At 64.6% G+C, this 24,287-nt stretch carries 21 protein-coding genes; 13 read left to right on the top strand and 8 right to left on the bottom strand.

Going from position 1 to position 24,287, the window contains the following annotated elements; all coding sequences use genetic code 11:
* The first annotated feature begins 178 nt into the window (after nucleotides 1-178).
* Nucleotides 179-871 (top strand): glutathione S-transferase family protein, encoded by a 693-nt coding sequence (locus tag QX071_RS12580; protein WP_315706730.1) that lies wholly within the window; start codon nucleotides 179-181, stop codon nucleotides 869-871.
* A 13-nt stretch (nucleotides 872-884) separates the two neighbouring features.
* On the opposite strand, the gene QX071_RS12575 is transcribed toward QX071_RS12580, so the two are convergent.
* Together QX071_RS12575 and QX071_RS12570 are read right to left on the bottom strand one after the other, a co-directional pair.
* Nucleotides 885-1,337 (bottom strand): nuclear transport factor 2 family protein, encoded by a 453-nt coding sequence (locus QX071_RS12575; RefSeq protein ID WP_315706731.1) that lies wholly within the window; start codon nucleotides 1,335-1,337, stop codon nucleotides 885-887.
* A gap of 20 nt (nucleotides 1,338-1,357) precedes the next feature.
* Entirely contained in the window at nucleotides 1,358-1,780 is a 423-nt protein-coding gene (locus tag QX071_RS12570) for a nuclear transport factor 2 family protein (protein WP_315706732.1), read from the bottom strand.
* A gap of 88 nt (nucleotides 1,781-1,868) precedes the next feature.
* On the opposite strand from QX071_RS12570, the gene QX071_RS12565 reads away from it, so the two are divergent.
* A complete protein-coding gene (locus QX071_RS12565) occupies nucleotides 1,869-2,792 on the top strand; it encodes a LysR family transcriptional regulator (RefSeq protein ID WP_315706733.1) in 924 nt (307 codons plus the stop codon).
* On the opposite strand, the gene QX071_RS12560 is transcribed toward QX071_RS12565, so the two are convergent.
* From QX071_RS12560 to QX071_RS12550, 3 genes are all read right to left on the bottom strand, one after another.
* Nucleotides 2,789-3,406 carry a glutathione S-transferase family protein gene (locus QX071_RS12560; protein WP_315706734.1) on the bottom strand — a complete coding sequence of 206 codons (618 nt, stop codon included), beginning with the start codon at nucleotides 3,404-3,406 and terminating at the stop codon, nucleotides 2,789-2,791. The genes QX071_RS12565 and QX071_RS12560 overlap by 4 nt on opposite strands.
* A 96-nt stretch (nucleotides 3,407-3,502) precedes the next feature.
* Nucleotides 3,503-3,922 (bottom strand): PaaI family thioesterase, encoded by a 420-nt coding sequence (locus QX071_RS12555; RefSeq protein ID WP_315706735.1) that lies wholly within the window; start codon nucleotides 3,920-3,922, stop codon nucleotides 3,503-3,505.
* 81 nt (nucleotides 3,923-4,003) lie between these two features.
* On the bottom strand, nucleotides 4,004-5,143 hold the full coding sequence (locus tag QX071_RS12550) for an A/G-specific adenine glycosylase (protein WP_315706736.1): 1,140 nt from the start codon (nucleotides 5,141-5,143) through the stop codon (nucleotides 4,004-4,006).
* Nucleotides 5,144-5,268: 125 nt separating this feature from the next.
* Here QX071_RS12550 and QX071_RS12545 point away from each other — a divergent pair, with 125 nt between their 5' ends.
* The 9 genes from QX071_RS12545 to QX071_RS12505 all read left to right on the top strand — a co-directional run bounded on the left by QX071_RS12545 (nucleotide 5,269) and on the right by QX071_RS12505 (nucleotide 15,599).
* The gene (locus tag QX071_RS12545) at nucleotides 5,269-5,748 is read left to right on the top strand and encodes a DUF721 domain-containing protein (protein WP_315706737.1); all 480 of its coding nucleotides are present in this window, start codon (nucleotides 5,269-5,271) and stop codon (nucleotides 5,746-5,748) included.
* Between the two features lie 120 nt (nucleotides 5,749-5,868).
* A complete protein-coding gene (locus QX071_RS12540; protein ID WP_315706738.1) occupies nucleotides 5,869-6,525 on the top strand; it encodes a DsbA family protein in 657 nt (218 codons plus the stop codon).
* Between the two features lie 284 nt (nucleotides 6,526-6,809).
* A complete protein-coding gene (gene smc / locus QX071_RS12535) occupies nucleotides 6,810-10,274 on the top strand; it encodes a chromosome segregation protein SMC (RefSeq protein ID WP_315706739.1) in 3,465 nt (1,154 codons plus the stop codon).
* On the top strand, nucleotides 10,271-11,272 hold the full coding sequence (locus QX071_RS12530; RefSeq protein WP_315706740.1) for a small ribosomal subunit Rsm22 family protein: 1,002 nt from the start codon (nucleotides 10,271-10,273) through the stop codon (nucleotides 11,270-11,272). Before smc ends, QX071_RS12530 begins: the two co-directional genes overlap by 4 nt.
* A 136-nt stretch (nucleotides 11,273-11,408) precedes the next feature.
* Nucleotides 11,409-11,834 (top strand): hypothetical protein, encoded by a 426-nt coding sequence (locus tag QX071_RS12525; RefSeq protein WP_315706741.1) that lies wholly within the window; start codon nucleotides 11,409-11,411, stop codon nucleotides 11,832-11,834.
* Nucleotides 11,835-12,040: 206 nt separating this feature from the next.
* Nucleotides 12,041-12,598, top strand: coding sequence for a LemA family protein (locus QX071_RS12520; RefSeq protein ID WP_315706742.1), 558 nt, complete (start codon nucleotides 12,041-12,043; stop codon nucleotides 12,596-12,598).
* Nucleotides 12,599-12,631: 33 nt separating this feature from the next.
* The gene (locus tag QX071_RS12515) at nucleotides 12,632-13,849 is read left to right on the top strand and encodes a M48 family metallopeptidase (RefSeq protein ID WP_315706743.1); all 1,218 of its coding nucleotides are present in this window, start codon (nucleotides 12,632-12,634) and stop codon (nucleotides 13,847-13,849) included.
* 260 nt (nucleotides 13,850-14,109) lie between these two features.
* The gene (locus QX071_RS12510; protein WP_315706744.1) at nucleotides 14,110-14,874 is read left to right on the top strand and encodes a hypothetical protein; all 765 of its coding nucleotides are present in this window, start codon (nucleotides 14,110-14,112) and stop codon (nucleotides 14,872-14,874) included.
* A 56-nt stretch (nucleotides 14,875-14,930) separates the two neighbouring features.
* A complete protein-coding gene (locus QX071_RS12505) occupies nucleotides 14,931-15,599 on the top strand; it encodes a hypothetical protein (protein ID WP_315706745.1) in 669 nt (222 codons plus the stop codon).
* A gap of 72 nt (nucleotides 15,600-15,671) precedes the next feature.
* Here QX071_RS12505 and QX071_RS12500 read toward each other — a convergent pair whose 3' ends face one another.
* Nucleotides 15,672-16,211 carry an adenine phosphoribosyltransferase gene (locus tag QX071_RS12500; RefSeq protein ID WP_315706746.1) on the bottom strand — a complete coding sequence of 180 codons (540 nt, stop codon included), beginning with the start codon at nucleotides 16,209-16,211 and terminating at the stop codon, nucleotides 15,672-15,674.
* Nucleotides 16,212-16,328: 117 nt separating this feature from the next.
* The gene (locus QX071_RS12495) at nucleotides 16,329-18,494 is read right to left on the bottom strand and encodes an anthranilate synthase component I (RefSeq protein ID WP_315706747.1); all 2,166 of its coding nucleotides are present in this window, start codon (nucleotides 18,492-18,494) and stop codon (nucleotides 16,329-16,331) included.
* Nucleotides 18,495-19,757: 1,263 nt separating this feature from the next.
* On the opposite strand from QX071_RS12495, the gene QX071_RS12490 reads away from it, so the two are divergent.
* Entirely contained in the window at nucleotides 19,758-20,951 is a 1,194-nt protein-coding gene (locus QX071_RS12490; RefSeq protein ID WP_315706748.1) for a tetratricopeptide repeat protein, read from the top strand.
* A gap of 58 nt (nucleotides 20,952-21,009) precedes the next feature.
* On the opposite strand, the gene QX071_RS12485 is transcribed toward QX071_RS12490, so the two are convergent.
* Nucleotides 21,010-22,062, bottom strand: coding sequence for a hypothetical protein (locus tag QX071_RS12485; RefSeq protein WP_315706749.1), 1,053 nt, complete (start codon nucleotides 22,060-22,062; stop codon nucleotides 21,010-21,012).
* A 927-nt stretch (nucleotides 22,063-22,989) separates the two neighbouring features.
* Between QX071_RS12485 and QX071_RS12480 the strand changes: the two genes are divergently transcribed.
* The gene (locus tag QX071_RS12480) at nucleotides 22,990-24,243 is read left to right on the top strand and encodes an MFS transporter (protein ID WP_315706750.1); all 1,254 of its coding nucleotides are present in this window, start codon (nucleotides 22,990-22,992) and stop codon (nucleotides 24,241-24,243) included.
* Nucleotides 24,244-24,287: the final 44 nt, after the last annotated feature.

Genomic DNA, 24,287 nt, shown 5'->3' with positions numbered 1-24,287 from the left:
TAGCAGCAATGCGATAAATGCTGTGCACCGAGACAAGACAACTCATTCGGACCCGCCCGGACCAACAAAAATCCATTCCGACTTGGTCGGCGATCCCACGCCGTTAATGTCTACGTGAGATGTCTATCTGCAGCGCGCCGTGCACAACGCCGCAAGTAACACTCCAGGGGAAACACCAATGCTCAAATTCTACTTCAACGGTTCGCCCAATCCGACCAAGGTCGCGCTGTTCCTCGAAGAGTCCGGCTTGGCTTACGAGCCCATCGCCATCGACACCCGCAAAGGCGACCAGTTCAAGCCGGAGTTCCTGCAAATCAATCCGAATGGAAAGGTGCCTGCGATCGATGATGACGGGGTCGTCGTGTTCGACAGCAACGCGATCCTGCTCTATCTCGCCGAGAAGACCGGCAAGTTCCTGCCTGCCGATACGCCGGCGAATCGGGCTGAGCTGCTCTCATGGCTGATGTTCGTCGCGACCGGCGTCGGCCCCTACTCTGGTCAAGCGGTCCATTTCAAGCACTTCGCGCCCAAGGATCAGGACCACGACTACGCCCATAATCGCTATCAATATGAAGGGCACCGCCACTACAAGATCATCGACGATCGCCTGGCGACGCGCCGCTACATCGTCGGGGACACCTATACGATCGTCGACATGGCGCTGTGGGGTTGGGCCCGCATGGCGCCGTTCGCGTTCGGCGACGACGCGCTGACGAAATATCCCAACCTCAAGCGTCTGGTCGACGAAGTCACGAGCCGTCCGGCCGCACAGCGTGCGCTCGCCTTGAAGGACAAGTTCATCTTCAAAGCCGAACTGGACGAGGATGCCCGCAACATCATGTTCGGCCATCTCAAGACCAAGGTGGCGTGAGGACGGGCGCGCATCACCCGCACTTCGCGGCCGGATGCGACGGGGCCATCGGGGGAGGCCCCAGCACGTTTTCGACCAACAGGGTGTCGCAATATTCGATCCATTCCTTGAACTGCCCTGCCTCGAGCCTGATGACATTGCAGTAAGTATTGTCATAGGCCCTGCCCTCCGTTGTCGTGTTGCGGCCGCGCGCCTCGACGACAACGAGATCGCCTTCCGCGATCAGCCGGACCGGGATCGTGGCGATCCGGCCCGCAATCCTCTCCCGCAGCGGAGCAAACAGCTCGGTGAGCACGACGGCCTTGCCGTCGAAGCTGCGCGACCATGATCCGGTCCCCATGATCACGAAGCGGAAATCGTCAGCAAGACGATCCAGCAAGGGCTTCGAATTGCCCTTGGCCAGTTCATCGAACACGCCCTGAACGATCTTCTTGTTCTCGGTGCGATCGTTTTCAATCGTCGTCATCGGCGTCCTCCTGCCATTTATCAGCCGCGCTGTTTCATCGATGCCGGAAACGGGCCGAGCACGGCTTCGGTCAGCGCGGAGTCGCAGTACTCCCTGATTTCGATGATCCGCCCGCTCTGCAGCCGGTAGATCAGGCAATAATCGTTGTTGTAGGGAATACCGGCCTTGGTGCGCATCTCGCCCCTGGCTTCGACGATGACGTAATCGCCGTCTGCGTAGAAGCGCAGCGGGATGGTTCGCCGGTGAGCCAGAATGGTCGCGAGATAGTCGTAGAGATCCCGCACGAGCGCTTCCTTGCCCCTGAACGTCTGCGACCAGGAATAGTGTCCCGTGATCTGCATCGTCACGTCGTCGGCGATATGGTCCACAAACCGTTGGCGGTTGCCGGCAGTGATGTCGGCAAAGAGATCTTGCAGCAACTGCTTGTTGGCGGCGACGGTCATGACGAGTCCTCCTGATGGATGGAGCCGGATGCTGCCGCAGCGCTTCTCATTCTTCCAATCGATAGGCGATATGATATCTATTCGCCTGATGAATTTGACTGCGCTCGATCTCAACCTGCTGATCGCGCTGGATGCGCTGCTGCGCGAGGCCAGCGTGAGCCGCGCCGCTCTCCGGATCGGCTTGTCGCAACCGGCCACCAGCCACGCGCTGCAGCGGCTGCGTGATCTGTTCGGCGATCCGCTGCTGGTGCGCACCGGTGCGCGAATGGAATTGACGCCGCGGGCGCTTGCCTTGCGCGCACCTCTGGCACAGACGCTGGATCAGGTGCGCGGCCTGTTCAAGTCGGATGCGTTCGACGCGGCGAGCAGCGAACGCCAGTTCCGGCTGATGATGCCGGATCTCGCGGTCGAACTGCTGATGCCGATGCTGATGGCGAAGGTGACGCAAGCCGCACCCAACATCCGCATCGACGTGGTGCCATGGCGGGGACCTGCGATCTTCCACGCTGAATTCGCCCGCACCATCGACATGGTGATCTCGATCGGCAACGCCTTCAAAGGCTTTCACCGCCAGCTGCTTTATACCGACAGCGACGCGCTGGCGGTCCGTCGCGGCCATCCGGTGGGCGCAAAACTGAAGCAATGCGACGCCTTCCTGAAGGCCCGCCACGTCGCCGTCGTGCTGCGCGGCCGGAATGAGGACCTGATCGATATCTGGCTGCAGGAGAAAGGCATCGAGCGGCGGATTGCGCTGGTCGTGCCGAGCTATTTCGAGGCGCTCCATGTCGTGGCCCGCACCGATCTGGTCGCCTTCGTGCCACGACGCCTGATCGCCGCACTGACGAGATCATTGTCGCTATTGACGATCTCACCGCCGCTCGATCCCGGCATCGATGAGCAATACATGTTCTATCCGACCCGGGCGCAGGTCGACCCGGGCTCGATCTGGCTGCGCAAGCTGATGCTGGAGACCGCGCGCGAGCTCGATCACGGCAAGCGCGGTTCCGTCTAGCGCTGTTCGGCCAGCGCCTTCTTCACGGCCGGCCGCTCCGACATGCGAGTGAAATGATCAGCGATGCCTGGGAACGCTTTGATGTCGACGCCGTCCCCTTCGAGCCATTGCGCGATCGTAAACAGATAGGGGTCGCAGATCGTATACTGCTCGCCCATCACCCACGGCCCCCTGAACATGGCGCGCTCGATCATCGCGAAGCAGCCACCGACGGTTTCAGGGACTTTGCGCTTCATGTCGGCGAAGGAGGTTTCCTCGCTGGCCCAGCGCGAGCCGCGTACCCGATGCGCATGCGCGACATGAACGGTCGAGCACAGGTAGGAGTTGAACGACTGCACCTCGGCGAACGCAAAGGCATCGTCCACCGGCGCGAGCTTGGCCCGCGGGAAGCTCTGCGCGATGTAGGCGAGCAGCGCCGGCGTCTCGGTCAGGACACCGCGGTCGGTGACCAGCACGGGCACCCGCCCCTTCGGGTTGATCTTAAGATAGTCCGGGCTGTTCTGCTGGTTGGCCTTGAAATCGACCTTCTGCAGCGCGTAGTCCGCGCCGGCTTCAGCCAGCGCGATATGCGAGGCGAGCGCGCAAGTGCCGGGTGTGTAATAGAGCTTGAGCATGGCGATCCTGATCGGTGGACCGCCAGCCTAGCGGGGCTGTGCTCTCACGTCCATCCTGAATGGGCGGGAGCGGCAGCTCCATGACCTTAATCGTTGTCAGCGCAACGCTCGCGCGCTCGCGATCAGTCGCGCGCTGGCGGTTGCGGTCGCAATCAGCGTACCATCGGCCCGCGCGAGCCGGCCCTCCATGAAGGCAATCGTCTTGCCGAGCTGCGTCACCCGCGCTTCGCCGGTGATCGGCCCGGGTTCGGCGGGAGTCATGAAATTGACCGTCATGGTGACGGTTGCCGTATAGAGGCGGCCATCCGTCATCGCGAATACGGCCGGGCCCATGGTGTCGTCGAGCATCGCCGACAGGATGCCGCCCTGGATGAATCCGGCCGGATTGCAGAACTCGTGCTTGCCGTCGAAGCCGACCCGGATCCAGCCTGCGGCGGGCTGCGCATCCAACAGACGCCAGCCTAACAGCTTCGCGGATGGCGGGGCTGGGATGTCATCGAGTGCGGTCTGGATCATGAGCGCGTCTCCCTTTCACGCGCCCTCACTAAGCTGGCGCTGTTGCCACCGCGCTGTCAGCAGCCCGACCAGATGCAAGCTTCAATCGCCGAGCCCGTGGGCGACCACCTTGCGCATCACGTTCGGCAACGCCTCGTCCGCGAGGGTCGCGATCGGCACCCAGCGCATGCCGGATGGCGCACGCGTGCGGGCACGCGCCGTCGCCGTGTAGACCACCAGTTCCAACGGAAAATGCGTGAAGACATGGGTGACGACGCCGGCTTTGCGATGCCAGCGCGACAAGCCGGCAAGCTGCGGCGCCTGCGCCAGCGCGGATTTATCATCCTGACCGGTCAGCCACTCCGAGCCGGGCACCTCGGTCATGCCGCCAAGCAGACCTTTCTCTGGCCGCGAGCGCACCAGAAGCTCGTCGCCCCGGGTCACGACGAAGGCCGCGCCGCGCCGCAGCGCGCCGCTCTTCTTCGGCGCCTTGCGCGGAAAGGTCTCCTGATCGCCGCGCAAGCGAGCCGCGCAATCCTCGCTGAACGGGCACAGGGCGCAAGCCGGCTTTTTCGGCGTGCAGATCGAGGCCCCCAGATCCATCAGCGCCTGGGCGCTATCCCCGGCGCGCGTCTTCGCGTCGCCCGCGCGCGTCTCCGCGTCGCCGGCCAGGGACGGGCTAAGCAGGCCCGCGGCCAATTGCTGAATCCGCGGCTTGGCCTGCGGAAGTGTCTCTTCGACCGCAAACAGGCGGGACACCACGCGCTCGATATTGCCGTCGACGGGCATGGTGCGGCGATCGAACGCGATCGCCGCAATGGCCGCCGCGGTATAGGGCCCGATCCCCGGCAGCGCGCGCAGGCCCTCCTCGGTGTCCGGAAACACGCCGCCATGATCGCGCACCACGGCCACCGCGCAGGCATGCAGGTTGCGCGCGCGCGAGTAATAGCCAAGCCCGGCCCACATTCTCAGGACATCATCGAGCGCTGCGCTGCCGAGCGCCGTCACATCCGGCCATCGGATCAGAAACTTCTCGAAATATGGCCCGACCGCCTTGACCGTGGTCTGCTGCAGCATGATCTCCGACAGCCAGACCCGGTAGGGATCGGCGCGCTCCCCAGCAGGCGCCCGCCAGGGCAGCCGGCGGCGATGGCGGTCGTACCAGGCGAGCAGCCGCACCGGGCGGCCATCCCGAGGATCAGCCTCGGGCGATTTCCGTTGGGAGCGAAGGGCGGATGACATCGTGCCTGCAATCTAGTACGTCAGACGAAACAGTCTCCCGTCATGATCCGTGCTTGTTGCACGCATCCACGGTTTTCTTCTTACGCGCGGCAGTTTCCGAGGCTGCGACGATGCAAAAGTAGACGATGTCCAGGCCCGGACGACTCAGCGCCAAGCCTCTGTCCGTCATGCTGGGGGACCTATTTTCGGCCGCCTATGCCAAGCAGGGCTTCGCCGCCCGCGAGCTTGTCACCCGCTGGGCCGAGATCGCGGGACCCGAGGTCGCGCTGCACGCCGAGCCCCTGAAAATGCAATGGCCGCGACCCGTGGAAGGACAGCCGCAGGAACCGGCGACTCTCGTGCTCAAGGTCGAGGGGCCGATGGCGCTCGAGATCCAGCATTCGTCCGATGTGATCCTGGAGCGGGTCAACCGCTTCTTCGGCTGGCATGCGGTCGGCAAGCTGGCGTTGCGCCAGGGACCGTTGTCGCGGCGCCCGCGGCCGCGCCGGCCGCCCCCGCCGGATCCGACGGCGGTCGCGAAAGTGGCGGAGAGCCTGTCGGCAATCGAGGACGATGCGCTCCGTGACGCGCTCGCCCGGCTCGGCGCCGCCATCAAGCGAAATTGACGCCGGCCGACTGATCGGTCCTCACCCGCCGGCATTGCCAGTCGAGCGGTTTCAAGCTAGCGACATGCCGCGTCTTTAGAGTATCTCGTGCGCAAAGATGCGCCAGTCCGGAGCAGAGCCTTGATCATCACCCGCCGCGCCTTCACTGCCGCTTTGTCCCTGACCGGTCTCGCCGCACTTGCGGGATTCTCGCCGCTGCGGCTGATTTCGGGGGCGATGGCGCAGAGCGCCGCTGACGTCGCCAAGCCGGTGTCGCTGCCGGACATGGTGCTCGGCCCGGCCGACGCCGCCGTGACCATCACCGAATATGCCTCGATGACCTGCCCGCACTGCGCCGCCTTCAATAAGGAGGTGTTCCCGAAGCTGAAGGCGGAATACATCGATACCGGCAAGATCCGCTACATCTTCCGCGAATTCCCGCTCGACATCAAAGCCGCGGCGGGCTCGATGCTGACCCGCTGCATCGCCAATGGCGACGCGCAGAAATATTTCGCCGTGACCGATATGCTGTTCCGCTCCCAGAACGACTGGGTCGTGAAGAACACCACGGAGACGCTGACCCGGATCGGCAAGCAGGCCGGCCTGAGCCAGCAGCAGGTCGAGGCTTGTCTGAAGGACCAGACTTTGCTCGACAAGATCGCGGCCGACCAGAAATACGCCAGCGAAGTTCTCAAAGTCGATTCGACGCCGACCTTCTTCATCAATGGCGAGAAGATCAAGGGCGAGACCTCGATCGAGGAGTTCGAGAAGAAGATCAACCCGCTCCTCAAGAGCTGATCTTTCTCTCCAGGGATTCCCGCCAATGGTTCTCGCGGCCGCATCGATTGCGGCGGCAAGGCTCTGAAGAGCCGAGACATTCCGGCTCGCGGCGATTTCGCCCGGGCCAAGCTTGCGTCCAGAAAGCCTTGGAAAAGCAGGGCCTGCGGGTTGCCCTTGTGCCCGGCCATCGCCATTGTCCCGCCCTCAAGAGGCGCATGAAGCGACTCGGGCCACATTGACATTGCCTTCTATGGTATTGTCACGGCAGGGAGATTCGTCTCCCGCCAACAGAGAATCTGTGCATGAAACTCACGCGTCTTCGTCTCCACGGGTTCAAGACGTTCGTCGAACCCACGGACTTCGTGATCGAGCCGGGCCTTACCGGCGTGGTCGGACCGAACGGCTGCGGCAAGTCGAATCTGGTCGAAGCGCTGCGCTGGGCAATGGGCGAGACCTCGCACAAATCGCTGCGCGCGGCCGACATGGACGCGGTGATTTTCTCCGGCTCGAACACACGGCCCGCGCGTAACCACGCCGAAGTGGTGATGACGATCGACAATGCCGATCGCACCGCACCCGCCGCCGTGAACGACCGGGACATTCTGGAAATCTCGCGCCGGATCGAGCGCGAGGCCGGCTCGGTCTATCGCATCAACGGCCGCGACGTGCGCGCCCGCGACGTGCAGATCCTGTTTGCAGATGCCGCGACCGGCGCCCGCTCGCCGGCCCTCGTCCACCAAGGCAAGATCGGCGAGATCATCCAGGCCAAGCCCGAACAGCGCCGCCGCGTGCTGGAAGATGCTGCCGGTGTCGCCGGCCTCCATGCGCGCCGGCACGAGGCCGAGCTGCGCCTGAAGGCGGCCGAGAGCAACCTCACCCGCGTCGAGGACGTCATCGGCCAGCTCTCCGGTCAGATGGAAGGCCTCAAGAAGCAGGCCCGCCAAGCCATCCGTTTTCGCGAGGTGGCCGCCAAGGTCCGCAAGGCCGAAGCCACGCTCTATCACCTGCGCTGGATGGGGGCCCATGCCGACCTCAATGATGCCGCGCAGGTGCATGACGTTAGCGTGCGCGAAATGGCCGAACGCACCCGCGAGCAGGCCGAATCCGCCCGCGTCCAGGCAATCCGTGCCTCGCAGCTTCCTGCGCTCCGCGATGCCGAGGCCCGCGCCGCTGCGACGTTGCAGCGGCTGAAGAGCGCCCGCGACATCCTCGACCGTGAGGAGCAGCGCGCCAAGGAGCGCGCAAGCGAGCTCGATCGCCGCCTGATGCAGTTGACCGCAGACGTCGCCCGCGAGCAGCAGCAGACCCAGGATGCCCGGGTGGCGCTGCAGCGCCTGGAGACCGAAGACGCCGAGCTGAAGGAAGAGATCAAAGCGCGCGTCGAGATGCGCAGCGGCGTCGACGAACGGGTTGCCGAGGCCGAAGCCAGCCTGACCGAGACCGAGCGGCAGTTCACCGAGCTGACCACGCAGCTGGCCGATCTCACCGCCAAGCGCAATCAGCTTGAGGCCAATGTGCGCAGCCATCGCGACCGGCTGGCGCGGCTCGACCAGGAGATCGCCTCGGTCCAGGCCGACGAACAGCGGTTGGTGCAGGAGACCGCCCATCTCGGCGACCTCGATACTCTCGCCGCCACGCTCGAAGCCGCCGAAGAAGCCGTCGCCGTATCGGAAGGGGCAGCCCAAGCCAGCGAAGCCGCGCAGGCAGCCGCCCGCCAGAAGCTCGAGGCGTCGCGCGCGCCACTCGCAGAAGCCGACAAGCGCGTTCAGCGGCTCGAAACCGAGGCTCGCACCATCTCGAAGATGGTCAACAGCGAGACCAAGAATTTGTGGCCCCCGATCATCGACGGCGTGACCGTCGCCAAGGGGTACGAGAAGGCCTTCGGCGCCGTGCTTGGCGACGATCTCGACGCGCCGGTCGATCCGTCTGCGCCGATGCGCTGGACCATCGCCGGCGCGGAAGGCAGCGATCCCGCGCTTCCCGACGGCGTCGAGCCGCTCGCAGCCCACGTCCAGGCGCCGCCGGAATTGGCGCGGCGCTTGGCGCAGATCGGCGTGGTGCCGCGCGAGCGCGGCGGCCAGCTCGTCTCGCAACTCAAGACCGGCCAGCGGCTGGTGTCGCCGGAGGGCGACGTCTGGCGCTGGGACGGCTTCATCGCGGCTGCGCATGCTCCGACCGGCGCTGCCCGCCGGCTTGCCGAGCGCGCGCGCCTGATCGACATCGAGGCGGATCTCGAGCAGGCCCGCGTTGACGCAGCGAACAGGCGCCAGGAGCTGGAGGCCGCCGAGCGCGAGGTGCAAGCTGCCGGCGCCGCCGAAAGCGCTGCGCGCGAGGCCTGGCGCGCGGCCCAGCGCGAAGTCAACGCAGCGCGGGAGCGCCATGCCAATGCCGAGCGCGAGATCAATCGTCACGCGGCGCGCAAGTCCGCACTGACCGAGGCGCAGAGCCGTCTCGCGTTGGACCGCGAGGAGGTCGCTGCTGCGCATCAGAGCGCGATCGAAGCCATCGAGGAATTGCCGCCGAACACGGATGCCGAAGGCAGGCTGTCGGCCGTGCGCGCCGAGATCGAGGCCAAGCGACGCGCTGCCGCCCAGGTGCGCGCGGAGGCGCAGGCGCTGGCCCGCGAGGCCGAGCTCGCCGACCGCCGCGTGCAGGCGATCATCAAGGAGCGCAACGACTGGCTGGGCCGCATTCACGGCGCCGGCTCGCAGATGGCGACCATCGAGGAGCGCATCGCCGAGGTGCGGGAGGAGCGCGCCGAGCTCGAGAACGCGCCGACGGTTTTTGCCGAGAAGCGCAGCGCGCTGATCGACGAGATCGGCATCGCGGAAGGAGAGCGCCAGGTCGCGGCCGATGCACTCGCCGCAGCCGAGACCGAGATGGGCGACACCGACCGTGCCGCCAAGGCTTCGCTGGAATCGCTGTCGCGTGCCCGCGAGGCCACGGCCCGGGCCGAGGAGCGGCTCGAAAGCGCCAAACGACGCGTGGCCGATGTCGAGCGCGAAATCCACGACATGCTCGAAGTCGAGCCGCAGGCGGTGGCCGCGCTGGCCGAGATCGGGCCGGACACGCAATTGCCGCCGCTCCATGAGATCGAGGACAGCCTCGACAAGCTGCGCCGGGACCGTGAGCGGCTCGGCGCCGTCAACCTGCGCGCCGAGGAAGAGCTGACCGAGGTCGAGGGCCAGCACACCGCGCTCACCACTGAGCGCGACGATCTGGTCGAAGCGATCAAGCGGCTGCGCCAAGGCATCCAGAGCCTGAATAAGGAGGCGCGCGAGCGCCTGCAGGCCTCGTTCGAGAGCGTCAACACCCACTTCAAGCGGCTGTTCACCGAGCTGTTCGGCGGCGGCGAAGCCGCCTTGCACCTGGTCGAGAGCGACGATCCGCTGGAGGCCGGGCTCGAGATCATCGCCAAGCCGCCGGGCAAGAAGCCGCAATCGCTCTCGCTGCTCTCGGGCGGCGAGCAGGCGCTGACGGCGATGGCGCTGATCTTCGCGGTGTTCTTGACCAACCCTTCGCCGATCTGCGTGCTGGACGAGGTCGACGCGCCGCTCGACGACCACAACGTCGAACGCTTCTGCAACCTGCTGCACGAGATGAAGAACTCGACCGAGACCCGCTTCATCATCATCACGCATAACCCGATCACGATGGCGCGCATGAACCGGCTGTTCGGCGTCACTATGGCCGAGCGCGGCGTGTCGCAACTGGTGTCGGTCGCCCTCGATGAGGCCGTGAAGATCCTCGACCAGCAGGTGGCGTGATCCCGCCGGATCTCCCCGCCGCGCTGAGAGCCGCGCTGGAAGCGAAGCTGCACGGCCTGTCGCGTCAGGATGCCGCGGCGCGTGCTGCCCGGATTTCGCAAACCTACCGCAGCGGCGGCACCTCCGGCGCCATCGCCAGCGAAGCCGATGCGGTAGCCTATGCCGTGGTGCGGATGCCCGCGACCTACGCCGCCATTGCAGCCTGTTTGAATGCGCTCATGCGGGCAAGGCCGGACTTTGCACCGACATCGCTGCTCGATGCCGGCGCCGGACCGGGCACGGCGAGCTTTGCCGCAGCCGAGGCGATTGCATCGCTGGCATCGTTCTACGCATTCGACGCCAACCCGGCATTGCGGGCGCTTGCGCTGGAGCTTGCCGACAGTAGCGACGGCCTGAACCGCCTCGAATACGCGCTCGGGCCCGCGCGCACGCAGCTCGGAGCTGCGACGCCTGCCGATCTCGTGGTCGCGAGCTACATGATCGGCGAGGTGCCCGAAGCGGAGCGAGGCGCACTGATCGCAGCGCTGTGGAAGAAGACACGCGATACGCTGTTGCTCGTCGAGCCCGGCACGCCCGCCGGTTACCAGCGGATCGTCGCGGCGCGCGCGCAGTTGATCGCCGCGGGGGCCCACGTGGTCGCGCCCTGTCCGCATGACCATGCCTGTCCGCTCATATCGCCGGACTGGTGTCATTTCGTCCAGCGCCTGTCGCGCTCGCGCGCCCACAAGCAGGTCAAGGATGTCGAGCTCCCCTATGAGGATGAGAAGTTCAGCTACGTGGCGCTGACGCGAGGGCCTGTCCCGCATTCGCCGTCCGCGCGCGTGCTGGCGGAGCCGACTCTGAGCAAGGTGGCAGTCACGGCCAAGCTCTGCTGCGCCGACGGCGCAGCGCGGATCGTCACCATTCCGCGCCGGGACAAGAGCGCCTTCGCCGCCGCGCGCCGCTGGGATTGGGGCGACGCTGTCGAGCCTGGAAGCCTGCCGCAACTCCCGTCGTAAGCGCGGCAGTTGGTTAACGACAGGTGCTGTTCGACGATCAATTCTCCGGGTTTCCGAAACCTGCAACTAATTCGCGCATGCTAGTGTCGCCCTGCAACCGACGTTTTCTTTTGCCGCTCAAACGGGGACCCTTGGAATGCTTCGGACGATGATGATAGCTGCGGCTCTGTTGGCCACGGCGGACACGGCCTTTGCTGGTAGCCACGAGGCCTCGGCTCCGCCCCCGGCCCCGAAACAGGAGGGTCCGCCGGCCAAGGCCATCATCGGCAAGAACGGTCCGATCCTCGTCGACCTCAAGGGCATGACGCTCTACACGTTTGCGCACGACACCACCGGGACCGCCTCGACCTGCGACGCGAAGTGCGCCGAAAAACGGCCGCCGTTGGTCGCGCCGGACAACGCGGTCGCCACCGGCGATTTCACCGTGATCACCCGCAGCGACGGCAAGAAGATGTGGGCCTATCGCTATCGCCCGCTGTACACCTCGCAACTGGATGGCGCGCCGGGCGAGGTCAACGGCAACGATCCGTCGCAGGCCTGGCACATCGCGCGCCCGTATTGAACTCCGCCCATCTCGGACCTGGCGGTTTCGGCGACGGGAACCCCGGTCCGGATTTGAGATCGGCCAAAGCAGTCGACGCTGAGGCATTGAACGTCCGGATCGACTTTGACGACCAATGCACGCCGGATCTGGCGGACCTCCCGTCGCCTGGCGGCATCGGCTAGTCTGTGCCGAGCGCCCTCTTCCCTTCTTCCTCGGAGCCTTTCATGTCCGGCTGGATCGTCCTCGGCATCATCGTCATTCTCGTGCTGTTCGTCCTCGGTGCCTACAATCGGCTGGTGGCGCTCAGCCAGCGCGTCAACCAGGCCTTCGCCGACATCGACGTCCAGCTGAAGCAGCGCCACGACCTGATCCCAAATCTGGTCGAGACTGTAAAGGGCTATGCCGCCCATGAGCGCGGCACGCTCGACGAGGTGATCAAGGCCCGCAATGCCGCGATGTCCGCGCAGGGCCCTGCGCAGGTCTCTGCGGCGGAAAACCAGCTCAGCGGCGCGCTGGGCCGGCTGATCGCATTATCCGAGGCCTATCCCGATCTCAAGGCCAACGCCAATTTCCAGCAGCTCGCGAGCGAGTTGTCCGACATCGAGAACAAGATCGCCGCCAGCCGCCGCTTCTTCAACAACGCGGTACAGGAATACAACACCAGCATCCAGCAGATGCCGGCCGTACTGTTCGCCGCTACGTTCGGCTTCACCCGCAAGGAGTTCTTCGACCTGGGCGCCAGCCGCACCGAGGTCGAGGCTGCGCCCAGCGTGAAGTTTTAAGCTCACGCCATCCACGATGACAGGCCGCGTCGCATGGCCGCCTACGGTCTTTACACCCACATCGCATCGAACAAGTTCCGTTCGACGCTGCTGCTCGGCGGCCTGTTTCTCCTGATCTACGTGCTGGTCTATGCCGGCGCGCTGGTCGCGGAGGTCATGATCAGCAGCGACGGCAATCTTGCCTATTACCTGCGGGCAGCACTCTTCGACCTGATCAAGGCCCTGCCCTGGGCCACGCTCGGCGCCGCGGCGTGGATCGTCATCGCCTATTTCTTCCACCAATCGATCATCGATGCCGTCACCGGCGGGGAAGCGGTGACCCGGCAGGAGCAGCCGCGGCTCTACAATCTTTTGGAAAATCTCTGTATCTCGCGCGGCATTCCGATGCCGAAGCTGAAGATCATGGACAGCGAGGCGCTGAACGCCTTCGCAACCGGCCTCAACCAGAAGCAATATGCGGTGACCGTGACCACGGGGCTTTTGAACGCCCTGAACGATCAGGAGATCGAGGCCGTGCTCGGTCACGAGCTCACCCATATCCGCAACGGCGATGTGCAGATGATGGTCGTCGCGGTCATCATCGCCGGCGTGGTCGGCTTCCTGGGTGAACTGTTCTTCCGCCTCTTCACCAATCTGAGCTGGAGCGGAGGCGGCGGCTCCTGGAGTTCCTCGTCCTCCTCCTCATCATCCTCGTCCTCCTCGTCGGATCGCAAAGGGTCGGGCGGTGCCGCGGTCGTCGTCATCATCATCGCGGTGATTCTGATCCTGCTTGCCTGGCTGTTGTCACAAGTGGTCAAGCTCGCGCTGTCGCGCACGCGCGAATATCTGGCGGACGCCGGTTCGGTCGAACTGACCAAGAATCCGGACGCGATGATCTCCGCGCTGCGCAAGATCGAGGGCCGCGGCGAACTGCCGGGTGCGACTTCGGCGGTGATGGAGCTGTGCGTCGACAATCCCCGCGAAGGCTTCGCCGACCTGTTCGCCACCCACCCCTCGGTCGAATCGCGCATCCAGGCGCTGGTGAAGTTCGCCGGCGGCCACGACCCCGGTCCGCTCGCGCTGCCCTCCGAAGCGGAGCAGCCGTCGGCGACCGAGCCGCCCGATGCCGATGCGCCACCTGCGCCGCCCCGCTCCGGCCCATGGGGCACGGCCGACGGTACAACCAACTCGCCCGCGTCCGAACAACCAGCACAGGATGCGCCGCGAGGTCCGTGGGACGAGCCGGCGAGCGGACCCTGGGGCCGCCGCTGACATCTCACTGTCACATCGATTCGCCTGCCGATACCCTTGATCGTACACGCATTTTCGCCAACCGCTCGCAGCCGTCATCGCCGCGTGGCCATAAGACGGGCAGACTTCCCGCTTCATCCTCCACCTTCACCTGCAGATGGGGAAATTTCACGGACGCCTCGCTTCAATGAATTTGAATTCTCCGTTGTTTCTGCCATGGTCGCGCGCAACGCAGAATGCAAAGCGCCGGCCTCCGCCGGCCCAGATTTCAGGGACATTCCATGGCGAAACCGGCAGTTGTTGTGGTGGGTGCGGACAAAGGCGGGGTCGGCAAGACCACGGTTTCGCGCACCTTGCTCGATTATTTCAGTGCCAATAACGTCCCCACCCGGGCGTTCGACACCGAGCATCCCCGCGGAACGCTGAAGCGCTTTCACCCGGAGATCACCGAGATCGTCGACATGAACGCGACCTCGGACCAGATGAAGATCTTCGACACCTTGAGCGCGGTGGCGCCATCGGTGACCGTGATCGACGTCCGCGCCGGCCTGATGTCCCCAACCCTGGCGGCACTGCGCGACATCGGCTTCCTCGACGCGGCCCGCTCCGGCCAGATCACCTTCGCGGTGTTCCACATCCTGGGCTCGTCGATCGCCTCGCTCGACGAAATCGCCGAAACCGCAAGCTACATGGTCGGCGCAAAGTACTTCCTGGTGAAGAACTTCATCAACAACACGAGCTTCTTCGAGTGGGACCAGTCGACCTACGCGTCCTATTTCAACCGCATCAAGGATGCGACCGAACTCACGATTCCGAAGCTCAACGAAATGGCCTACGAGCAGGTCGAGGTGGCCTCGGTCCCGTTCCTGAAATTCGTCGCCAACAAGGGCCCGCATGACGAGGCGGCCAACTACTCCTTCGTGCTGCGCGGCTATGTCCGGCATTGGCTCGCCAACGTCTGGAGCGAGTACGACCGGATCAAGCTGACCGACATCGTCGGGTCGACCAAGCCGGTCGCGGCGGTGCGGCCCGCAGGGGAAAAATGACAGCTCCGCAAACGAGGGGGCTTTATCGGAGGCGCGTTTGACCTGATATAGGTCAAATGCCCGCGACGCCCGTCTACATCGTCTGCTCGCCCCGACCCCAGATCGGCAAGACGCTGCTTGCGCGCCTTTTGAGCGAATTCCTGCTGCTCAAGAACGGGCAGGTGCTTGCCTTCGACATCTCGGTTCGCGAGCCCTCGCTGGTCGATTTTCTGCCTGCGGTCACCGAGACCGCGGAGATCGAGGACACCTACGGCAAGATCCAGCTGATGGACCAAGTGATCCTGAACGACGGGATCGCCAAGGTCATCGACCTCGGCTACTATTCCTACGGCGAGTTCTTCAAGATGTCCGAGGAGATCGGCTTTTTGAAGGAAGCGGCACGGCGAAATGTCGTCCCGATCGTTCTGTTCTGCGCCGAAGGCGACCGGGTCTCGATGCGCGCCTATGACGAGTTGCGACGCCAAATTCCCAGCTCCCAGCTGATCGTCGTCGAGAACGCGCACGTCCTGCGTGAAGAGTTGCCCCAGCAATTCAGCCATAGCCGCATGCTGCGCATTCCCGCCCTGCCGCTGTTCCTCAAGACCTATATCGACCGGTACTCCTTCTCCTTTACCGGCTATCTGCGCCAGGAACGGGATTCCTCGACCGAGCTCTATCAGTGGATCCGGCGCAACTACTACGCGCTGCGGGAGATCGAAATGGGGCTGCTGATGCAGCGGTCGTGAGCGGATCCTGGTCCGCCCAAGTCCCCCACCAAGTCGCCCAAGCTCCGTCCGACGAGCCCCATTCCGCCGCGCTCAATGCCCCTCGAACGAGATCAGGGTGCGGACCGGCACGTCCATCGCGCGCAACTTGGCGGCGCCGCCGAGATCCGGCAGGTCGATGATGAAACAGGCCGCCACCACCGTGGCGCCGATCTGCTTGAGCAGTTTCACCGCGCCCTCTGCCGTGCCGCCGGTCGCGATCAGATCGTCGACCAGGATCACCCGCTCGCCCGGCTGCACCGCATCGACATGCATCTCCATCTCGTCGGTGCCGTATTCCAGCGCGTAGGACATGCTGACGGTCTTGTGCGGCAGCTTGCCCTTCTTCCGGATCGGCACGAAGCCGGCCGAAAGCTGGTGCGCCACCGCGCCGCCCAGAATGAAGCCGCGCGCCTCGATGCCGGCGACCTTGTCGATCTTGGAGCCGGCCCAAGGGTGTACCAGCTCGTCCACCGCGCGGCGGAACGCGCGCGCATCCGCCAGCAGCGTGGTGATGTCGCGGAACAGGATTCCGGGCTTCGGATAGTCCGGAATGGTGCGGACCGTGTTCTTGATGTCCAGATCGAACGTCATCGTGCTCTCATCCACTCTGTGTGTTTGCCGTCATTGCGAGCGAAGCGAAGCAATCCAGGGCCGCGAGAGAAGAACTGGATTGCTTCGTCGCTTCGCTCCTCGCAATGACGGCATTGATCAATTCCCCGGCCGATTGAGCCGGAACGCATTCTCCACGATCTTCAAGCCGACCTCGTCGCCGAGCGACATCAGCGATTCCGGGTGGAATTGCACGCCACCGACGGGCAGGCTCTTATGCTCGATCGCCATCGCCACCCCGTCCTCGGTCGAGGCGGTGACGGTGAGGACATCGGGCATGCCCTCGCGCTCGACGAAGAGCGAGTGGTAGCGGCCGATCACGATCTCATTCGGCAGACCCTGCATCAGCCGCCCGCCGCGCACCTGCACCCGCGAGGGCCGGCCGTGCGCGGGCTGGCTGAGCTGACCAAGACGCCCGCCGAAATACTCGCCCATCGCTTGAAGCCCCAGGCAGACGCCGAAGATCGGCAGCTTCCTGTCCAGCGCGGCATCGATGGTCTTGGATATCTTGAAGTCCTCGGGCCGGCCCGGGCCGGGCGACAGCACCACCAGATCCCAGCTCCGCTCCTTCAACATCTTCAGCGCGTGCACATGGCGGACCACGGTGACGCTGGCGCCGACCTGGCGGAAATAGTCGGCCAGCATATGCACGAAGCTGTCGTCATGATCGATCAGCAGCACCTGCTTGCCCGAGCCGGTGGCGTCCGGCGCCGTCGACGACAGCGGCTTGGGCGGGTCGCCGCGCAGCGCCTGGAACAGCGCGGCGGCCTTGACCTGGCATTCGCGATCCTCCGCTGCCGGATCGGAGTCGAACAGGCAGGTAGCGCCGACCCGCACTTCGGCGAGCCCATCCTTCATCCGGATGGTGCGGATGGTCAGCCCGGTGTTGATCGAGCCGTCGAAATTGACCACGCCGATCGCGCCGGCATACCAGCGGCGCGGCGAGCGCTCATGGTCCTCGACGAACTGCATCGCCCACAGCTTCGGCGCACCGGTCACGGTCACCGCCCAGGCATGGGTCAAAAAGGCATCCAGCGCATCGAAGCCCGGCCGCAGCATGCCCTCGACGTGGTCGACGGTGTGGAACAGCTTCGAATAGGTTTCGATCTGCCGCCGCGCCAGCACCTTGATGGTGCCGGGCACGCAGATGCGCGCCTTGTCGTTGCGGTCGACGTCGGTGCACATGTTGAGCTCGAACTCGTCCTTCTCCGAGTTCAGGAGCTGGCGGATCTGCTCGGCATCGCCGATGGCATCGCGGCCGCGGGCGATGGTGCCGGAAATCGGGCAGGTCTCGACCCGGCGGCCGTCGGAGCGCACGAACATTTCCGGCGAGGCCGAGACCAGGAATTCGCCCTGCCCGAGATTCATCAGCGCGCCATAGGGCGACGGGTTGATGCGGCAGAGGCGTTGGAAAACTTCGGCCGGCGAGCGTTCGCAGGGCTCGCCGAACAGCTGGCCCGGCACCGCCTCGAACAGGTCGCCGCGGGCGAACGCTGCGCGGGCCAATTCCACAGTCGCCTGGTATTCGCCGGGCGCGTGGTCGGCAAAGCCCTGGCGCGGCTCCTTCAGGTAGACGCTGGCATCGGTCTCGCGCGGCAGGCCGGCTGTCGACTGGCCGTTCCAGGCGAAGTCGTAAGTGAGGATCACGCCGCGACCGGTGGCGCGGTCGTAGGCCAGGAGGCGATCCGGCACGTAAAGCACGATGTCGCGCTGATCCTGCGCGCGCGGCCGCTTCTGGACGAGGTCCTCGATCTGGAACACGAGATCGTAGGCGAAGGCGCCGAACAGCCCGAGCAGCGGGTCGTCACTGGCGGAGAACGCCGCGATCAGCGCCCGCACCAGCGACATCACGCTGGCGCGGCGGGTGCGCTGGTCTTCCTCGACCGGTGCTGGGCCGCGAACGATATGTCCCGCCAGCCGTGCCGGGGTGTGCTCGGTGATGACGACCGCGGAGTCGCGCAGGGTCGCGCCGAGAAAGGCGATCAGCACCTCGCCGCGGCGGTTCAACGCCAGCAGGGCGAAATTCGTCCCCGTCGTCTCCAGTGCCAGCGGCGGATCGGCAAAGCCGAGGTCGAAACTGTCATACCGCCCGGGGACGGTGGTCCCGGACGACAGCACCACCCCGCGGCGCCGATCCAGCAGGTCGATGAGGTCGTCAAGACGGCTGGCGCCGCCGGAAAACTGTTCGGTGGCGCGCGTGATCGCAAGCCCGCCGCGGGTGCGGTACTCGCTCAAGGCCGGCAGGGAAAAAACGGTCCTGTTCATGGGGGTCCTCTTGGCGTCCTCTTACGAAACTTGCCGAGGGAACGCCACACAGGACAAACGGAAGAGCCGCCGCCGGGTGGCGGCCTCAAGCGATTGAATGTCAGGAAATCGCACCGGCCACCTTGTTACAAGGTGCGCCACCAGAGACGGGCTGGGCGGAGGACGGTGCTCATGGGCGGGACCAGACCATGACAGGGGACGGAGGTCAAGGGCGATCAACCTTAGCAAGCTGCTGCAAGCGCCTGCGCGATACAGCACCCTCTCCCCTTGTGGGAGAGGGCATCTCCGGCCCATCCAGGCACTCGGTTGGGTGAGGGGTCTCTCTCCGCAAACAGCGCTCGCGGAGGCATACCCCTCACCCGACCGAGTTTTCCGATCGGTCCGACATGCCCTCCCCCACAAGGAGAGAGGGCGCATCCGCGGCGATACCGCTGTCTCGAAGGTCGCAAACCATCGTTGGATTCCGCTCCACCATTCGGCCACCGAGATTGCGAGCTGAACTGCTCCCGCAGCCCCTCCTCTGGAAGGTGCTGGCGCTCCACTCCGAGTGGCGCGGCGTAGTGGATCCTCGCTGGAGCCTATCCTCGGCCGAGCTGAAAGCGAGACCCGGGATGATGATGAGCATGGGACATGCAGCAGCATTCTCGCGACACCTGATGCCCGAGTGATGATCATCGACATCGCCCTCTCAAAGGCGAGGGCGCAGGGAAGGCCGGGAGCTCGCCGCCCCCATGGCCCGCCTGCGAAAAAAATGCAGGCGGCAGGTACCACAGGTTCGGCCGAGACATCCCGGCCTTCCCTGCACGATGGTCTGACGGGTTATACGTACTCTCCCCGGGGACCGGGCTTTCTTGCCCCCGTTTGCGACAACGCGCCTTCAGCGCGTTGCGCAGACCTCAGCGTCGGGAGGCCAGGACCGTACGACTTCGCCGTGCGCCTCGGGCTGTTCGTCCGCATGATGAGATCATGCTGCGGCCCAGAGCGCCCACCGCATCCCACCCCGCGTGTCGTGACGATCGCGATACGCCCCTCGTGCCGAGGCGGGACGCGCCGACATAAGCACAATTTCGGAAAACAAGAAACAAGAATATTTTCGCGGCGAAGACTGGACAGCCCAAATCAGCTTGATGCGGCTGATGAATTTGGCGTTTCAGGACATCCAGCCAACACAGATCGCGACTCCTCTTGCCGGCAAGACTTCAGAATTGTGGCTCAGGCCGCGCCCATTGTATTGTTCCGTTGCTGCGGACCTGTGGAGCGCCGGTGAAGTTGCAACAGTTTTCGTTCGCCCTGTTGGGAGCCGCGATCGTTGCAGGAGCGCAAACCGCCCCTGCCGGTGCGCAGACCGAACGACAAATCGCCTGGTGCCTAGCCTCCGCCTTCTCGCCAGATTTGCGGATCGAGGGCTGCACATGGGCGATCCAATCCGGCCGATGGTCCGGAAAGGATCAGACCCAGGGCTATTTCAACCGCGGCAATGCCTACTTCGAGAAGAAGGACTACGATCGGGCCATCGCTGACCTCAGCGAGGCGATCCGGCTCGATCCGGATTTCGCGCCGAGTTTCAACAACCGGGGATTCGCGTATTCTGCTATAGCTGATTACGATCGAGCGATTTCCGACTATGACGAGGCAATCAGGCTAAACCCAAAATATGCCCTTGCTTACTATCACCGTGGCCTCATTTACAATTTCAAGAATGATTACGACCGAGCTATCAGTAACTTCAATCGCACACTTGAGTTAAACCCGCGGCATGCCCAAGCATATCACAGTCGCGGCCTCTCGCACCTCGCCAAAAAAGACTATGATCGCGCAATTGAAGACTTCGGAAAAGCGATCGAGCTTGCCCCTCAGTACGTCAGATCTTACTACGATCGCGCCCTCGCCTATGAAGGCAAGGGAGATGACGATCATGCTCTCGCAGACTTTAGTGAAAGTATCAAACGTGATCCGAGCGACGCGCTGGCCTATCAGCATCGTGGTCTCATCTATCGGCACCAGAACGAGCACGACCGCGCCATAGACGATTTCACAACGGCAATCGGCCTTGATTCCAAATCCACGAAAATCCACTATTATAATCGTAGCCTCGAGTTCTACGAAAAGAAGGATTACGAACGCGCCATCGCGGACCTGAGCGAAGCGATCAAGATCGATCCAAGCTACGTCCGCGCCTACAATGTCCGGGGCGTCGCCTACGACGACAAGGGCGATCATGACCGCGCGATTGCCGACTTCGACGCGGCAATCAGGCTCGATCCAAAATATGTGCAGGCCTACAACAACCGTGGCCTTGCCTTTGAGCATAAGGGAAATCTCGATCGCGCCATCGCTGACTTCGATGAGGCAATCAGACTCGATCCCAATTATGCCGAAGCTCGCGCCAATCGAGAAAAGGCGTCCGAGCACAAGCTGGGAAGCGCCCCGGAAGTCTCAGATCCGACGAGGCGATAGGTCTTGCTCCTGCTGCTGCATCAGGCAAGACCGCAGCCGGATCTGAGGCGCCGTTTGGTCACGTCCCCGGCTTCGTCAGCCCATGCTCCTTGAACTTCAGCTCCGTCGCCTGCACCGCGTTCTCGTAGACTTCGCCGCGCTCGACGAAGTAGTTGAAATAGCCGGCCGGCGTTGCCGGCTGGATCTCGATCAGCTCGACCGGCTTATATTTCGGATCGGTGAGAGCGCCTGAAGCGATCAGGTCGTTGATGCGCTTGAGCGTGTCGACCTCGGCCTTGTAGCCGACCGAGAACCACATCTCGTACGTCCAGTCCTGCACCTCGAACCAGTTGGCCGGCGCCTGTCCCTGCCAGCCATTCGCCAGCGGCCGGACCGCGAAGATGCGCTCGAAGCCGTGCAACTCGGAGACGATGCAGGCGCGGTGATAGGCGCCGTCCATCTGTCCGCCCGGCAGGTTCTTGAAGCCGTAAAGCGAAAGCCACAGCGCCGATTTGATCGCCCCGACCGTGATCGGGAGGATCTTGCGTTCCTGCACGACGTCGGACGCATAACGCAGGTCGCGCTTGGCCGCCGAACGCAGCGCCGCGGCGGCGCGCGTGTTGGGAATCGATTTCTGCTCGGGCAACAGCCTGCGCGCGACGTCGTTGCCGTAAAGCAGGCCGACGCCCGACCGCGGATCGTAGGTGTTGAACACCACGCCGGTCGCGCTCTCGTTCAGCACCGTCGCGACATGGGCAAGCTCGTCATCCGAGCGCACCGGCACATATTGCTGCGCCGGAACCAGGCGATCGGCGACCACGTTCAGCAGGCCTTCGCTCCAATCCGGCACCGCCGCCAAGCGGAACAAGGCCTCGGCATAGGCCGGCCTGAAGACGCCGGGATAACCGAACAGAACGGTGCGGGCCTGAGCGACCGGATTGTTCTCGGCCTCGGGCGAGACGAGCAGCGCGCGTAAGTCGTGCCCCTGCAGCCATTCCGCCAGCACCAGGATCTGGCCGGAGGTCGCCGTCACCAGATCCGGCGTCACACCCCAGGCGCGGGCGGTGTCGAGAAAGCCGGCGCCATGTGCATTCAGCCCGCCCAGGCCCGCCAGCGCGAATGCGACGCTCATTCCGCCCCTCCGTTGCCGCGCCAAAATACTATCTTAGATTGTATTCGCCGTACAAACGAGGCGATTTGGAGCTTCGAGCATAGGATTGGCAGTGCCCACATCCGGCAGGCGCTGAGCGCCCTCCGCCCGAATCAGTCAGGCCGCAGGCTCCGAATCGAATGCAGCACGGCATGCGTCCGATACAGCCATCGGCTGTAGAGAGCGTGCGACAACCTCATGTTGCGCGCATGCAACTATGGCCGAGCACACACTGCTAGTTGCTTCACGAGATGGCAAACACCGGAAATAGGGAGATATCTGCGCAACACTGTTGCCAATTTGCGATAGGAGCGCAAAGAATAATTAACCATCTTCCGCTACCAAGAATTCATCATGGCCCGCGGCAAACAGCCTCCTGTGTCGCATGCGCTTCAGAAGCAGCAGACGCTGCTCGATTGCTTCCTCGAGGCGCAGGCCAAGCGGCTCGGTCGCCGCCCCGCAGGATCGCGAGCGGGTAAAGGCCAGCCTGGGGACAACGCCTCTACCGGGAATGAACTCCGCAAGATCGCTGGCGAGGAGCCCGCGGAGTGACGTAACGGGCCGCTGACCATTCGCCACGCCCGCGTCGATTCCCGGACTTCCGCACAACGGCGCCAAGAGGGATGCGCACATCGCCATCCTGCGTGGTGCCGGGAGAGGGTCTTATTCCTCTTTCCCGCCGAGCCCATGTGGGACCTGCCTGTCGCGCATATCTGGCGCCCCCTCCCGGGTCTCCCCCTACCGGGGTAGGTCGCCTACTATTGCAATGCAATATCAACATCGACGCGTCGGTGCTGCTTCACCGCCGGGTGACTGGGAGGATACCCGGCTGTTTCGCGCTGCGACGCCCCGCCTTTCTCCGCCCCTGCCTACCTCGACTGCCTTCCACCCTGATCGACACGCTCGGACATGAACCAGATCGCCGATCCCTCGTCCTTTGATCCCGCCCCATCGGGTACTGCGGCCGGCTCGAAACATCATCATCCGGGCCTCGTCCTGCTGGCACTCGCGATCGGCGGCTTCGCCATCGGCACCACCGAGTTCGCCGCGATGAGCCTGGTGCCGTATTTCGCGCCCGATCTCGGCATCGGGGCCACCACCGCCGGCCATGTCATCAGCGCCTATGCCCTGGGCGTGGTCGTCGGCGCGCCTGTGATCGCGGTGCTCGCGGCACGGTTGGCACGGCGAACGTTGCTCGTGCTGCTGATGCTGCTGTTCGCAGTCGGCAACGGGCTCTCCGCGCTCGCGCCGACCTATGGTTTCCTGGTGGCTTTCCGCTTTCTGGCCGGTCTGCCGCATGGAGCGTATTTCGGCGTCGCCGCGCTGGTTGCGGCATCGCTGGTCCCGCGCGAACGCCGCAGCCAAGCGGTCTCGCGCGTTCTTGCCGGACTGACGGTCGCGACGATGGTCGGCGTGCCGCTCGCCAATCTGATCGGCCAATTCATCGGCTGGCGCTGGAGCTTCGGCTTCGCCGCGCTCCTCGCCCTGTTGACGGCGACTTTGGTGCGGCTCTACGCGCCCTATGGCGCGCCGCTGAAAGGCGCGAGCCCGCTGCGCGAGCTTGGCGCGCTCAGGCGCGGCCAGGTGTGGCTGACGCTGGCCACCGGCGCGATCGGCTTCGGCGGCATGTTCGCGGTGTACACCTATCTCGCATCGACCTTGCTCGAGGTCACGCACGCGCCGCCGTCCATGATCCCGGTGATGCTGACGGTGTTCGGCTTCGGCATGACGATCGGCAATCTCGCCTGCGCCTGGGCCGCGGATCGCGGCGTCATGCGGGCGGCGGGCGCGACCCTGGTCTGGAGCGCGGCGGCGCTCGCCCTCTATCCGTTCGCGACCGGCAACGTCTGGACGTTGGCGCTCGTCGTGTTCCTGATCGGCTGCGGCGGGGGCCTCGGAACCATCCTGCAGACCCGCTTGATGGATGTCGCGGAGGATGCGCAGACCTTGGCGGCCGCACTCAATCACTCCGCGTTCAACACGGCCAATGCGCTCGGTCCGTGGCTCGCCGGTCTCGCACTCTCAGCAGGCTTCGGCTTCCCCGCGACGGGATGGGTCGGCGCCGCGCTGGCGCTCGCGGGGCTCGTGATCTGGGGCGTGTCGGTCGTGACGGATCGGCCGAGGCGCGCGGAGCAGAGGATGTCGCAATCTCGCGCGGCGTGAAGTAGCTCGCGTCCTTGTGGAGCCAAGAGCTCCCGTCCTCACGA

Origin of the sequence: Bradyrhizobium sp. SZCCHNS1022 (assembly GCF_032484835.1) — a bacterium.
Taxonomy (GTDB): Bacteria; Pseudomonadota; Alphaproteobacteria; order Rhizobiales; family Xanthobacteraceae; genus Bradyrhizobium.
The sequence above is the reverse complement of the archived record's forward strand: the minus strand, read 5'-3'. Positions and strand labels throughout refer to the sequence as shown.

Bases quoted from the DNA above. Each gene is read 5' to 3' on its own strand.
- QX071_RS12480 (WP_315706750.1), top strand. From the start codon at position 22,990: ATGAACCAGATCGCCGATCCCTCGTCCTTTGATCCCGCCCCATCGGGT.
- QX071_RS12580 (WP_315706730.1), top strand. From the start codon at position 179: ATGCTCAAATTCTACTTCAACGGTTCGCCCAATCCGACCAAGGTCGCG.
- QX071_RS12520 (WP_315706742.1), top strand. From the start codon at position 12,041: ATGTCCGGCTGGATCGTCCTCGGCATCATCGTCATTCTCGTGCTGTTC.
- QX071_RS12515 (WP_315706743.1), top strand. From the start codon at position 12,632: ATGGCCGCCTACGGTCTTTACACCCACATCGCATCGAACAAGTTCCGT.
- QX071_RS12545 (WP_315706737.1), top strand. From the start codon at position 5,269: ATGTCCAGGCCCGGACGACTCAGCGCCAAGCCTCTGTCCGTCATGCTG.
- QX071_RS12495 (WP_315706747.1), bottom strand. From the start codon at position 18,494: ATGAACAGGACCGTTTTTTCCCTGCCGGCCTTGAGCGAGTACCGCACC.
- QX071_RS12560 (WP_315706734.1), bottom strand. From the start codon at position 3,406: ATGCTCAAGCTCTATTACACACCCGGCACTTGCGCGCTCGCCTCGCAT.
- QX071_RS12510 (WP_315706744.1), top strand. From the start codon at position 14,110: ATGGCGAAACCGGCAGTTGTTGTGGTGGGTGCGGACAAAGGCGGGGTC.
- QX071_RS12500 (WP_315706746.1), bottom strand. From the start codon at position 16,211: ATGACGTTCGATCTGGACATCAAGAACACGGTCCGCACCATTCCGGAC.
- QX071_RS12505 (WP_315706745.1), top strand. From the start codon at position 14,931: ATGCCCGCGACGCCCGTCTACATCGTCTGCTCGCCCCGACCCCAGATC.
- QX071_RS12485 (WP_315706749.1), bottom strand. From the start codon at position 22,062: ATGAGCGTCGCATTCGCGCTGGCGGGCCTGGGCGGGCTGAATGCACAT.
- QX071_RS12575 (WP_315706731.1), bottom strand. From the start codon at position 1,337: ATGACGACGATTGAAAACGATCGCACCGAGAACAAGAAGATCGTTCAG.
- QX071_RS12565 (WP_315706733.1), top strand. From the start codon at position 1,869: ATGAATTTGACTGCGCTCGATCTCAACCTGCTGATCGCGCTGGATGCG.
- QX071_RS12525 (WP_315706741.1), top strand. From the start codon at position 11,409: ATGCTTCGGACGATGATGATAGCTGCGGCTCTGTTGGCCACGGCGGAC.
- QX071_RS12550 (WP_315706736.1), bottom strand. From the start codon at position 5,143: ATGTCATCCGCCCTTCGCTCCCAACGGAAATCGCCCGAGGCTGATCCT.
- QX071_RS12570 (WP_315706732.1), bottom strand. From the start codon at position 1,780: ATGACCGTCGCCGCCAACAAGCAGTTGCTGCAAGATCTCTTTGCCGAC.
- QX071_RS12555 (WP_315706735.1), bottom strand. From the start codon at position 3,922: ATGATCCAGACCGCACTCGATGACATCCCAGCCCCGCCATCCGCGAAG.
- smc (WP_315706739.1), top strand. From the start codon at position 6,810: ATGAAACTCACGCGTCTTCGTCTCCACGGGTTCAAGACGTTCGTCGAA.